Annotated in this window: 10 protein-coding genes; 2 read left to right on the top strand and 8 right to left on the bottom strand. The window is 72.0% G+C overall.

Features of this window, described 5'->3' with window-relative positions:
* Positions 1-5 precede the first annotated feature (5 nt).
* From WMF24_RS08990 to WMF24_RS08980, 3 genes are all read right to left on the bottom strand, one after another.
* Positions 6-350: a gamma-glutamylcyclotransferase family protein gene (locus WMF24_RS08990; protein WP_437738780.1), complete on the bottom strand. Its 345-nt coding sequence runs from the start codon at positions 348-350 to the stop codon at positions 6-8.
* Between the two features lie 19 nt (positions 351-369).
* Positions 370-726: a response regulator gene (locus WMF24_RS08985; protein ID WP_437735964.1), complete on the bottom strand. Its 357-nt coding sequence runs from the start codon at positions 724-726 to the stop codon at positions 370-372.
* Positions 727-1,232: 506 nt separating this feature from the next.
* Positions 1,233-1,619 carry a response regulator gene (locus tag WMF24_RS08980; RefSeq protein WP_437735963.1) on the bottom strand — a complete coding sequence of 129 codons (387 nt, stop codon included), beginning with the start codon at positions 1,617-1,619 and terminating at the stop codon, positions 1,233-1,235.
* A 527-nt stretch (positions 1,620-2,146) separates the two neighbouring features.
* Between WMF24_RS08980 and WMF24_RS08975 the strand changes: the two genes are divergently transcribed.
* Positions 2,147-3,799 (top strand): B12-binding domain-containing radical SAM protein, encoded by a 1,653-nt coding sequence (locus tag WMF24_RS08975; protein WP_437735962.1) that lies wholly within the window; start codon positions 2,147-2,149, stop codon positions 3,797-3,799.
* 28 nt (positions 3,800-3,827) lie between these two features.
* Here WMF24_RS08975 and WMF24_RS08970 read toward each other — a convergent pair whose 3' ends face one another.
* The 4 genes from WMF24_RS08970 to WMF24_RS08955 all read right to left on the bottom strand — a co-directional run bounded on the left by WMF24_RS08970 (position 3,828) and on the right by WMF24_RS08955 (position 8,824).
* On the bottom strand, positions 3,828-5,264 hold the full coding sequence (locus WMF24_RS08970; protein ID WP_437735961.1) for an adenylate/guanylate cyclase domain-containing protein: 1,437 nt from the start codon (positions 5,262-5,264) through the stop codon (positions 3,828-3,830).
* Positions 5,261-7,276, bottom strand: coding sequence for a hypothetical protein (locus WMF24_RS08965; protein WP_437735960.1), 2,016 nt, complete (start codon positions 7,274-7,276; stop codon positions 5,261-5,263). The genes WMF24_RS08970 and WMF24_RS08965 overlap by 4 nt, the downstream gene beginning before the upstream one ends.
* Positions 7,273-7,494 carry a Franean1_4349 family RiPP gene (locus WMF24_RS08960; RefSeq protein ID WP_437735959.1) on the bottom strand — a complete coding sequence of 74 codons (222 nt, stop codon included), beginning with the start codon at positions 7,492-7,494 and terminating at the stop codon, positions 7,273-7,275. Before WMF24_RS08960 ends, WMF24_RS08965 begins: the two co-directional genes overlap by 4 nt.
* A gap of 220 nt (positions 7,495-7,714) precedes the next feature.
* Complete coding sequence (locus tag WMF24_RS08955; RefSeq protein WP_437735958.1) at positions 7,715-8,824, bottom strand: geranylgeranyl pyrophosphate synthase; 1,110 nt, start codon at positions 8,822-8,824, stop codon at positions 7,715-7,717.
* Between the two features lie 139 nt (positions 8,825-8,963).
* Here WMF24_RS08955 and WMF24_RS08950 point away from each other — a divergent pair, with 139 nt between their 5' ends.
* Entirely contained in the window at positions 8,964-10,979 is a 2,016-nt protein-coding gene (locus WMF24_RS08950) for a C1 family peptidase (protein ID WP_437735957.1), read from the top strand.
* 11 nt (positions 10,980-10,990) lie between these two features.
* Here WMF24_RS08950 and WMF24_RS08945 read toward each other — a convergent pair whose 3' ends face one another.
* Entirely contained in the window at positions 10,991-11,788 is a 798-nt protein-coding gene (locus WMF24_RS08945) for a TetR/AcrR family transcriptional regulator (protein ID WP_437735956.1), read from the bottom strand.
* Positions 11,789-11,966: the final 178 nt, after the last annotated feature.

Raw genomic sequence — 11,966 nt, 5'->3', positions numbered from 1 at the left:
CGCGCTCATCGCTGCTGCCGCGTCCGCCAGTCGCCGGAGGCGATGCGACGACGTCCGCGCACCGTCGCCGCGGGCATCAGGTACGCCTCGCAGCGCGCGCCCCCATCGAGCTCGATCGACTCGCGCCGGAAGAGGTCGGGGCACCCCTCGTAGAGGTCGAGCGCGGCGAGCGTCTCCCGATCCGGCTCGTAGAGCTCGCCGAGGATCGCGATCGAGCCCCCGCGCACGAGCGCCGGATAGGCGTCGAGATCGGCGAGCTCGAACGACGGGGCCGTGCGGGCGGGCCCGAGATACCGCGCGCGCCCGAGCAGTTCGTGCGAGCGCTCGCCGCGCATCAACGTGCCATACACGAACAGCGGCAATGCCCCGTCACCGGCAGTGCTGTTCGACCGCGGCGAGCAGCTGTTCGAGGTTGATCGGCTTCTTGAGGAACTGCGCCGCGCCGAGCGAGGACACGAACTCGTCTCGCCCGGTCGCCGAGATGATCACCACCGGGATCGAGGCGAGCTCCGGGTCCTTCTTCTGCTCTGCCCTGAACTGCCAACCATCCATGATGGGCATCATGAGATCGAGCAGGATGAGGTCGGGCCTCGGGTCCGTCCGGAGCGCGCCGAGCGCCTCACCGCCGTGGGCCGCCGATGCGACGGCGTAGCCCTCCTCCTGCAGGAGCTCGGCGAGGGTCTCTCGAATATCCGGATCATCATCGACAACGAGGATCCTCTTCAAGGGAGCGGCAGGCACGGTGCATCAACCACTATGCGAAAGGCTGACGTCGCGGCGAAACAGGGAAAGCCCTGAATCCCTGCTCGGGAGCCGCTTGATTGGGCTCGTTCTGCGAGGAAGGAGGCACATGGAGGTCTCTCTGCGGCGATCGGCGCCGCGACGTGGTCCCTGAGCGGCGCCCGTTCGCGCGTCGCCGCTGGCATGCTCGCCAGTGCGCCGGGAGCGTGCGGCGGCGGAGGCGTTCGAGCCGGACGGCGCTCGCGGGAGAAGTTCGGGCGTACGCATCGCGGTGTTCGGTCGTCGGCGGCGAGCCCGATGGTACAGCAGGGGAGCGCTCCGGCGAAGCCGCTCTCGTCTGGATCTGCGGTCAGCCAGGGTTGCGGCCAGCCGGGGTGAGCGCGGAGCGGCCGCGCCCACAACCTCACGCCCTGTGATCGTACCACCGTCGCGGAGGAGCGCAGCAGCGCAGCGCGCCGGAAGGTCGGCCGGCGCGGGTCGAGCGGGCAACGTCAACCGCCCTCGCCCGGGGCGGCGAGCACCACCCGCGAGAGGGCGCTCAGCAGCGCATCGATGTCGACCGGCTTCGGGATGAGCGCGGCCGCATTGAGCCGCTCGGCCATCGACTGTATCTCGTGCGGCAGGCGGGCCGAGAAGATCAAGAGCGGAGAGCGCGCACCGAGCCCCGCGAGCTCGGCGACGAACCGATCCGTTGTCATGCCCGGCATCGTCAGGTCGAGCAGGACCGCCTGAAAATGCCGCTCCGCGAGCGCGTCCAGCGCCCCGCGCGCGGTCGCGGTGAGCTCGACCTCGTACCCCTCCAGCGTCAGGAGCTCCTCCAGCATCGTTGCCGTGTCGACGTCGTCCTCTGCAACCAGGATCACGTGCTTGCCAGCCATGGCTCCCCTCGCATCTCCTCGGCAGGGCCGTTCGCCGGACGGCGCGTCGCTCTCCCCACGCCGGGACAACCCACGCCGATACGGCGCGAGCCCACCGGTCAGCCGCCAGCGCAGCGCGGGCGACCTCGCTCATGCACCCGGTGTGACGGCCCACCCGGGCGACCCGATCCGCGCGCTGGAGCGCTCGCCGCGGCGCGCCACGCCGACGATGTCCGGCAAAGGGCGCAGCGAGGCAGACCGCCGCTCCCGCCGGTCCGGTACGTTCCTTTGCCCCCTCTCCCGCCCCGGGCAGTATGAAACCCCGATCGCGCTCCGGATGCAAGGCGGGCGGAAGGGATGCGGAAGGGAGCGGACGGGAAGCGCGAGCAAATAGAGAGCGCGAACGGACTCCCCGACAGGGGAGACACCCTGGTAGACTCCCATGGATGCCTGGCGAACGCCGCGTCGCGCTACTCGCGATGGAGCCAACCATGCCGGACGGAGGGGGAGCGCCGTTCAGTCATGGAATCCGTCGTGTCGAAGCCTCTTTGCTCGCCGATCCGGAGCTCGCCGGCGTACCGATCCACGTGATCGAAGCGCAGACGAGGGATCTCGACGCGTGGGTCGCCGAGGTCGAGACCGTGGACGCCGACGTTGTCGGCCTCGCCGCGCACGTCTGGTCCTTTCCCACGTTCATCGAGGTCGCGCGCCACCTGCAGCGCAACCGGCCAGGGCGCACGATCGTCCTCTGCGGTCCGCTCGCGCGCCCCGCGATGTTCGCGCTCGCGCCCTGGCGCGACGCCGCCGCGTGCATCGACGCCCTCGTGCACGGCAACGAGCTCACGTTCCGGAACATCGTCCGCCTGGGCGAGCGCTCTCCCGAGGCGCTGCGCGCGGTGCCTGGGCTCCACGTCCCCACGGCCGACGGCTGGACGTCGACGGGCGAAGCGCCCCACGTGACGCCCGACGAGCTCCCGTCGCCGATCCGCCTGAAGCTGCTGCCGACCGATCGCATCGTCCCGCTCGAGATCAGCCGCGGCGGCGTCATGAGCTGCCCGACCTGCGGCGTCTCGACGGGCGACGCCGCCGCCGCGGTCTTCTCGGAGGCCTACCTCGTCGAGGAGCTCAGCGCGCTGCTCGCCGCCGGCGCGCCGGGCGTCCAGATCGTGGACGCCCCGCTCAACCTGAACGCGGAGGCGTTCAGGAACCTCGTGGCCGCGGAGAAGCGGGTCGGCTTCTTCAAGCAGGCGGCGCTGATGGCGTCGATCGATCCGGAGCACGTGCACGACGAGCACCTCGAGTTCCTCCGCGGCGTCGCGCGCGTGTCCCTCGGCGCGCGGCTGCCGCCGCTCACCAAGGACACCGGTGACGGCACGCAGCGGCCCTTCCGGGAGTCGAAGTTCGCGAAGGTGATCGAGGAGCTCTCGACCTTCACGGACATCGAGGTGGACATCCTCCTCGGCCTCCCGGGCGACGGTCCCGTCACGTTCCGGCGCACGCTCGAGCGCGCGCGCGAGCTCCCGTGCAAGGTGCGCATCCTCCACAGCCTCGTCCTCCCGGACGACCTCATGACCCGCGCGCCCGCGTCGTTCGAGCTCCGCTTCGACCCGTTCACGCTGATGATGCGCTCCTGCCTCGGCTGGTCCGAGGACGCGCTGTCCCGCGAGCGCAGCCGCCTCATCGAGATGGCGTACCGCGAGGGCGGGGAGATCACGCCGGACATGTGGTCGTTCCCCGGGCCGCGCGAGATGCGGCGGCCCGCGATGCCGCTCGGGAGCGGCGTGGTCCCGCCGGGCGGGGAGATCCGGGTGGAGGGCGCGACCACGCTCGCGCCGGCGGGGCAGGACCTCCAGCGCGTGCTTGAGCTCGGGATCAAGGAGGCGACCTCCGGCGGGTGGACCTTCGTCGAGGCGTCGGCGCGCCCGGGCGAGATCGTCGTCATCATGAAGACGCGCGACGGCGCGCTGGTCGTCGAGATGCGCCCCGCCTCGCCCACGGAGAACGCCTACAAGGTCGTGGACGGCGTGGCGTTCGGGTACCGCTCGCCGCGCGGCGTGAAGATGAGCGACGGCGCGCTCCGCCTGCTCGACCGCGTCCTCCAGCGCCTCCACGCGCCCGCGCGCACGGCGCTCGGCCTGTCGACCCAGGACGGCGGCCCCGGCTCGGCCCGGGTGCGGCGCTTCCGCGCGACCCCCTCATGACGCCGCGCCGGCCCGGGGCCTCCCCGGGCTACTGAGCGCCGTCGCGGTCGGAGCTCCGCCACGCAGCCGCCCGCGCGGCCTCGGCCCGCGGCGGCATCGACTCCAGGCGGCGGGGCGCGCCGAGGAGCTCTCGCCGGAGCGCCTCGAGCCGCTCCGGCGACACGTCCTGGTGGTCCACGATGTACGGGTGGACCTGGCGGCTCTTGCCGCGGATGCTCAGGGCGCCGGTCGGCTGCGCCGGGATGCGGTCGTCGAGCATCGCGTACGTCGCCTGGCAGACGATGATCTTGGAGCCGAGCTCCTTGTTGAACTGCTCGAGGCGCGAGGCCGTGTTCACCGTATCCCCGATGCAGGTGTACTCCATCCGCTGGAGCGACCCGATGTTGCCGGAGATGACGGTGCCGGTCGCGATCCCGACGCCCATCTTGATCTCGCCGCCGCCGAGGAGCTTCCGCCGGTTGATGCGCTCGAGGGCCTGCACCATCTCGATCGCCGCGACCACGGCGCGCTTCGGCGCGTCCTCGACCGAGAGCGGCGCGCCGAACACCGCCATCAGGCCGTCGCCGATGTACTTGTCGAGCGTGCCCCCGTAGCGGAACACGATGTCGACCATCTCCGTGAAGTACTCGTTCAGGAACGAGACGACGACCTCCGGCTCGACCGACTCGGTGAGCGGCGTGAAGTTGCGGATGTCGGTGAACATCACCGAGACGTGCCGGCGCGTGCCGCCCAGCTTGAGCCGCCCCGGATCGGAGAGGACAAAGTCGACGAGGTCCTTCGAGAGGTACCTGCCGAGCTCCTGCTTCTCGCGCTCGAGCCGGACGCGGGCCATGGACTCCACCTCGGCGCGGAGGAGCAGGTTGCGCGATATGCGGGCGATGATGCCGGCGACGACGCCCGGGAGCGCGATGAAGAGGACCTGCTGGCCCTGGTCCGCGATGTTGATCGCGTTCTGGCCGTAGACGGACACCGCGCTGATCGGGATCGCGCCGGTCCAGACCGTCACCGCGAGCACGACCGAGTTGAAGAGCGCCGACAGCCCGGCCGAGTACAGGCACGCCGCGAGGCTGTAGCGGAAGCCCGACATCAGGTTCCACAGCACGTAGACGGTCGCCAGGTAGCTCGAGAAGTACTCGATCATCCCGGAGTGGTTCCTCGCCGTCGCCAGCGCCGTGAGCGTCAGGAGCGCGAGATCGACGAAGATGCTCACGTACTTGAGCCAGCCCACGTAGACGTCGGGGCGCAGGCGGAAGAACGCGTAGAGCAGGAGCGAGTAGACGAGGTAGCCGCCGATCTGGATCGCGAAGATCTGGTTGGCCGCCGGCGTGTTGACCGTCCACACGTGCGTGAACGTGTAGAGGCTGAGCAGCCCGAACACGAACCGGATGTGGTTCACGATCTGCTCGCCGCGCATCTCCTGCGCCTGGATGATCCGCACGATCTCCGGCGATTTCTCGATGCTCATGCCCGCCGCTCCCCTCCGCGCAGCCGAGACCGCGCCGCGGCGAGCCCGCGCGCGCAGAGCGCGGTCGTCAGCGCCCTGCCCTGGTGGTGTCCCTCGCGGCCGTGCTTCATCGGCGTCCGGTAGAGCGGCTCGGCCGGCCAGGAGCCGTCCACGAGCTGCCGCTCGCCGAGGTAGCGCAGCCCCCGCTCGATCAGCAGCGGGTCCGGCGACCCGGACATCGCGGCGCCCTCGAGGCACGCGGCCGTCCAGAGCGGCGTCCCGAAGCCGCCGTCGAGCCGCTGCGCGCCCAGCATCCGCGCCAGGGTCGCGGCCTCGACCTCGGCGACATCGGTCGCGTGCGGCGCGTCCCCTGCCCTCTCCCGGTGCTGCCGGTAGAGGCGCGCGAAGCGGAGGAACGCGAGATCGGTGTACGGGCCGTCGTAGAAGCAGGCGCCGCGGATGCCGTCCGGCGAGGCCGCGTCGAGCACGCGCCGCGCGTTCGCGTCGATGACCCGCGCGAACCGCGCCGCGTCGAACGAGAGCAGCCCCGCGAGCAGGTTCAGCCGCACCGCCGAGCAGTCATCGCCGGCCCACGCCGCGCCCGGCGTCGTCGGCCCCGCGGGCCCTCGGTAGAACCAGGTCGGGACGACGCCGTCGTCGCCCACGTTGGCCAGCATGACCTCGATCCACGTCTCGGCCCGCTCCCGCGCGGCGCCCGTCGCGGCCGCGAGCTGGAGCATGATCGCGAGGTCGTCCGCGTCCGGCGGGAGCTCGCGGAAATCGCCGAAGTAGCGGAGCTCCCCGGCCGGGATCTCGTCGAGCAGCGCCGCGGCATCGGCGCGGGCGTCGCGCCCCACCTCTTCGATCTCGATCAGCGCCATGAGGATCGTCGCCCGCACGAACCAGTGCCCCACGGGCTGCTCGCGCGATCCGAGCACGCCGAAGCGCTGCACCTCCCAGGACTCCGACCACGGCGCCGCCTCCACGAGGGACGCGACCGCCGCCCGCAGATCCGCGCCCGCGTCGTCCCGCGACGCGGGGCCGCCCAGCGCGCGGGGCGGCCCGAGCGCCGCGCCGGCGCCGAGCACGTCGCGGAAGGACATCAGCCCCTCGAAGAAGCGGAGGCGCTCTCCGAGCATGTCGACGAACGCGCGCTGCGCGTCGGCCAGGCCCCGCTCGCTCGGGCGCGCGCTGGGAGCGCTGGCGGCGATCTCGCGCGCCGACGTGAGCGCGCCCCGCGCGCGCGCGGCGAGCGCGGCCCGGTAGGGGCGCCCCGCGAGCAGATCGTGGATCTCGCGGCGGCGCACCGGCGACGCGCGCTCGCCCGCGAGGGCGCGGAGCAGCGGAGGGGCGAGGTCCGCGTCGCGGAGCCAGCGCGCGAGGAGCGGCGTGAGCGTCGGCGCCGCGAGGTCCGGCGCGGCCGGATCGAGCCAGAGGCGCACGAGCCCATCGATCAGCCAGAGCGGCTCCGTCACCGCCTCTCCGAAGCGGCGGGCGGGCGCGGGATCGTCGCCCGAAAGGAGCGCGGGCGCCGTCCACAGGGCGACCGTCTCTCGCGCGCCGCCAGCGGCGCTGCGCGCGACCGCGGCGCCAGAAGCGGCGCTCGCGACCACCGGGTTGTCCGGCCACGAGGCCTCCGCGAGCTCGGCCAGGCCGAGGAGCCAGCCGTGCACGCGCGCCTCATCCACGTGCTGCGCCAGCAGGCGCCCGGCGAGCGCGCCCCGCGCGAGCGCGTCGGGCGCGCCCTCGATGCCGCCGGCAGCCACCAGGGCCACGGCGACCGCCGCGTCACCGGCCGCCGCGGGCGAGGACGCGCGCCCGCAGACCCGCAGCGCCCAGCCGGCCCAGGGGATGCTGCGCCCCGGCGGCGCGCCAACGCCGCGCTCGATCGCGAGCGCCCCCCACGCCGCGTCACCGCGACCGAGGGCTCCCGCTCGCAGCAACACGGACAAGGAGCGCTCGCACACCGCCTTGTCGTCCGGGTCGAGCCATGGCCAGGCGCCGATCGCGCCTGCGTCTGCGCACAGCGTCACATACCGACTCCCCCCTCACGCGCCGCGGCCGCGATGGCCGCATCGACCGCTTCGGGCGTCGAGGTCGAGGCGTCCCGGATGCGCTGGAGCGTCTCCGACCCGACCTCGTACCCCTCCGCCGCGATGGTGCGCTCGGGGTCGGCGAGGAGCTGCTGACGGAAGCTCGAATCCACAACGGCACGACCGATGAGCTCTGCCTCTGTTTTCTTCGACGTCATGACTCCTCGCTTTCTCGCTCGGGAGGCTAGGAGACCTCCAAACCGCTCGCAAGTGGAAGCGCGCGCATCCGCGCGCGTTCGCTGGGTCACTGCGACGGCGCGCGGCGCGTGGGCTCACGTCGGTTCGCGTCGTCTTGCGTGGGTTGACGCCCGGTCCACGCGCGGTCCACGCCCGGTCCACGCGCGGTCCACGCCCGGTCCACGCCCGATTGCACCCGGTTCAGCGCGGCGCGCCGACGCTCTCCGCGGGCTTGCCGGCGAGCGCGCTGAAGAACGCGAGAAATACCCGCCGCTGGATCTCGCTCATGTACCGCGCGCGCTCCTCGCAGAAGCGCGCGGCCGCAGGGAGCCCGAGCGCCACGGCGGCAGCCTCGGCGCGAGCGAGCTCACAACGCGCCCCCTCCACGATGGCGTCGAAGCCGCCGCGCACGAACAGCGCGGCGCGCAGCGCGGTCGCATCGCCCCCGTCCCGCTCGCGCCGGCGCTCGTCGTCGGGCTGCGCAGCCCCGCTCGACCGGGACGCCCCGGCGCCGCTCGCTTCGACGTGCGCGCCGAGCCGCACGAGCACGTACGTCGTGTTTCCGAGCGCGCGATCCTTCTCCGCGTGCAGCAGGTCCGCGAAGAGCTGGTGCGCCGCGGCGAGGGCGGCGACGAACGCCTCGAGGGCGGCGAGGTGCTCGGGCCGCGACAGCGCGAACAGCGCCGCGGCCGCCGGGAGCACCAGCGGGCGCGTGCGGGCGAGCACGCGGCGAAACATCGCGGCGTCGCGCGGGCCGCCGCCCCGGTGCAGCCGCCGCTCGAGCTGCATCGCCTCGCCGTACCCGAGCCACACCTCCTCGAACAGATCCCAGAAGGCGCTTTCGCCGGCGAGCGAGCGGGCGAGCAGCGCCTGGTGCCGGGCGAACAGCGCCCCGGACAGGAGCACCGCCGCGCCCGGCTCACCGAGCCCTTCATCCAGCAGGTCGTCCTCGATCCGGACGTGCAGGTATCCGACCGCCGCGGCCTCGGCGAGATCGACCGCGAGCGGCGGAATCCCCGGCGATCCGGCGCACGGCGCGGGCCCCTGCGCGCCGAACCGCGTCGCGACCCACAGCGGCAGCTCGAGCACCGGCAGCGCCATCGGGTGCGAGAAATAGCCCTCGCCCGGCTCGCCCTCGAAGAGCCTGAGGCGCGCGGCGAGCTCGTCGAACAGCGCGCCGAGCTCGCCGCCGAGCCGGCCTCGGAGCGCCGCGAGCCGCCGCAGCACCTCGACCTCGAGCGCCGCCGCGACGCCGTCCTTCGCGCCCCGCGCGCCCTCCCCCGTTCCCGCTGCGCCGTCGTCGTCGCCCATCCCACCTCCACCGGTCGTCGCGCGCGGCGCCGCCTCGCGCGACGCTATCACGAGCAGACTCGTCCGCGGCGCGGGCGCCGCCGACTTTGCCCGGAGCGAAGGCCGTGCGACACTCGGCGACTTCACGAGACGGGACACAATGATCGATTCCGAGCGTTTCTCCGAACGTTACTCCGAACGTTACGGAAACATCACGACCGACGCTCGCGCGGACGTCCTCGATTTCCGGGACACCCTCTATCGCCCCACGATGGTGGAAGTGCCTCCGGTCATGCCGCCCGAGCGCTTCATGGACTACGGCGTGCCGGTGCTCGATCAGGGCAGGAACAACGGGTGCACCGGCTTCACGGTCGCCGCCATGGCCCACTACCTGCTGCGCAGGCGCAAGGTCTCTCCGGACTACGGGCTCGTGAGCCAGAACATGGTGTACACGATGGCGCGCCGCTACGACGAGTACCCGGGCGAGGACGACGCGCGGGGCTCCAGCTTGAGGGGCGCCATGAAGGGCTGGCACAAACACGGTATCTGCGCCTACGAGCACTGGCCGTGGGACCCGAACGACCTCCACGGCACGCTCACGCCCGAGCGCGCGGCCGACGCGATGCTCCGCCCGCTCGGCCTCTATCAACGCGTGAACCACAAGGATCTCTCGGCGATGCACAACGCCCTCGCCGAGGTCGGGATCATCGCCGCGTCGGCGCTCATCCCGTTCAGCGGCTGGTACTACGGGACCCAGAAGAGCGGCGTCATCCCGCCGGTCGACAAGACGAACCCGTTCATCGCCCCCTGGGGCGGCCACGCGTTCGCGATCATCGGGTATGACGCGGAGGGCTTCTGGCTCCAGAACTCGTGGGGCACCGGCTGGGGCAAGGGCGGCTTCGGGCGGCTCTGTTACGACGACTGGCTCCAGTACGGCTTCGACGCGTGGGTCGGGCGGCTCGGCGTCCCCATCCGCCTGAACCAGCCGCGGTCGCTGCGCCCGCTCACGTCCGCGAGCCGCACGTTCGCCAGCCTGCGGCCGCACCTCATCAGCGTCGACATGCACGGGCAGCTCCAGCAGCGCGGCGCCTACGGCACGACCTCGGAGGACGTCCGCATCATCATGGAAGAAGACTTCCTGAGCGCGACCGAGAGCTGGCGGCGCCGCCGCCTCCTGCTCATCGCGGGCGGCGGGCTGCGTCGGCAGATCGACGCGATCAACCGCATGTCGCGCCTCCGGCCGAAGCTGCTCGGGCACGAGATCTACCCGATCGAGCTGCTCTGGGAGACCGACCATTACCCGCGCCTGCTCGAGATCCTCCACCGCGCCACGGAGGGCCGCCGCCACGACGGCTACGATCCCCGGGCGTTCGGCTTCATGATCGACCGGCGCGACGACGCCCTGGAGCCGCTCGTCCGCCGCATGGGCGGCAAGGCCGAGTGGGACCGCATGAAGCTCGCCGCGGGCGACGCGACGATGGACGCCGACCACGGCGGCCTCCGCGAGATGATCGGCCGTCTCGCGTCGCTGATGGACAGAGATCCGAAGATCGAGCTCCACCTCGTCGCCCACTCCAGCGGCACGTTCCTGCTCGCGCCGCTCGTGCAGCTCGTCACCTCGGAGAAGGGCAAGCGGATCGAGGGGGGGCCGATGCGCGGCCAGCTCGGGCTCGGGCTCCCCATCGAGTCGCTCTCCCTGCTCGCGCCGGCGAGCGCCATCGACGCGTTCCGCGACACGTACATGCCGTCCATCAAGGGCGGCATGGTCCGGCGCTTCGCCCTGTTCACGCTCACGGACGAGGCGGAGCTCCAGGACCACTGCGAGGTGTACGGCCGGTCGCTCCTCTACCTGGTCTCCAACGCGCTCGAGCGGCGCCCGCGGGTGCCCGGCACGAGCGGCGTCTCGCTGCTCGGCATGGAGGCCGGGCTCCTCGATCCGGAGAACGCCGACGTCCTCGCGCTCCTCACCGAGGACAGGGAGGACCGGCCCATGGTGTTTCCGAGGGCAGAGTGGATCAAGGGGCCCAACACGAGGCCTCCGCCCCACGGCTCCGAGGCGCGGCGGCACGAGGATTTCGAGAACGACGCGACCACGTGGAAGTCCGTGATCGCCCGCATCCTCAACCAGCCCTTCGCGGATCACCTGCCGCCGATGTCCGCGCGGGATCCGTGGTGAGCGCGCTCCCCTCACCCCTCCGGGCGGCGCCGCTCCCCTGAGCTCACCTCGCGCAGGACCGGGGCGCCGAGCCGCTCCGGCACGGCCGGCGACGCGGTCGCTCCGCTGAGGAGGCTCGCGAACGAGATCCGGAGCTCGTCGCCGAAGTCGATCCGGAAGAGGCCCATCTCGGGCCGGCTGCGGATGTCGCGGATCACGTCGCTCGGATCGCAGACCTGGCGCATGCCGATGAGCAGGGCGTACATGCGGATGAGGAGCGGGCCGCCCTGCCCGGGCGCGAGCGACGGCAGGCACAGCTCGAGCAGCGCCCCGGTGCGCTCGACGTGCGCGAGCAGCGAGAGCTTGAACCGCAGGGCGGCCTCGTAGCTGACGTTCTGCTCGAGGACGCTGTGCAGGATCGAGAGCAAGCGCGTCATCGCGCCGCGCGCGACGAGGCTGGTCGACAGGATCGAGGCGATGCTGGCGGCCGCGTCCTCTCCGGACGCCGCGGAGGCGCCGCGGCGCGCTCGCGACGCCCGAGGGCGCGCCGCGCCCTCATCGACCTCACAGCCGCCGAAATGCGCGAGATGGATATTCACATCGTCAAACCATTTCGCGAGCTCTTGATCGACGACCGCGAGAAACAGCTCTTCTTTGGTGGTGAAATACAGGTAGAGCGTGCCTTTGGCGAGCCTGGTGCGCTCGGCGACCTGCGCCATGGTGACCTCGGGATACGGGGTCTCCTGAAACAGCTGCCAGGCAGCGTCGATGATGAACCTTCGACGCTCCTCCTTCTGCTCCTCCTTCCGCGCTCTTCGCGTTGAGCTCATGACAGACTGGTTTACGACGTCTCCAGAAGATCCGCAATCCACACAATGAGGGCACCACACCGCGTGTATACAAATTGACCAGTGCGCTCTCGAGCGCGTGCATCGCCCGCGCCTGTCGGCGGCGCGCGTCGACGGTGCGTTGGGCGCGCGTTGACCGTGGTCTTCTCGTGCGATCGCT

Source organism: Sorangium sp. So ce1335, from assembly GCF_051521615.1.
Lineage (GTDB): Bacteria > Myxococcota_A > Polyangia > Polyangiales > Polyangiaceae > Sorangium.
The sequence above is the reverse complement of the archived record's forward strand: the minus strand, read 5'-3'. Positions and strand labels throughout refer to the sequence as shown.

Coding starts and splice junctions, on each gene's coding strand:
- WMF24_RS08955 (WP_437735958.1), bottom strand. CDS start 8,824: ATGGGCGACGACGACGGCGCAGCGGGAACGGGGGAGGGCGCGCGGGGC.
- WMF24_RS08970 (WP_437735961.1), bottom strand. CDS start 5,264: ATGAGCATCGAGAAATCGCCGGAGATCGTGCGGATCATCCAGGCGCAG.
- WMF24_RS08960 (WP_437735959.1), bottom strand. CDS start 7,494: ATGACGTCGAAGAAAACAGAGGCAGAGCTCATCGGTCGTGCCGTTGTG.
- WMF24_RS08980 (WP_437735963.1), bottom strand. CDS start 1,619: ATGGCTGGCAAGCACGTGATCCTGGTTGCAGAGGACGACGTCGACACG.
- WMF24_RS08950 (WP_437735957.1), top strand. CDS start 8,964: ATGATCGATTCCGAGCGTTTCTCCGAACGTTACTCCGAACGTTACGGA.
- WMF24_RS08945 (WP_437735956.1), bottom strand. CDS start 11,788: ATGAGCTCAACGCGAAGAGCGCGGAAGGAGGAGCAGAAGGAGGAGCGT.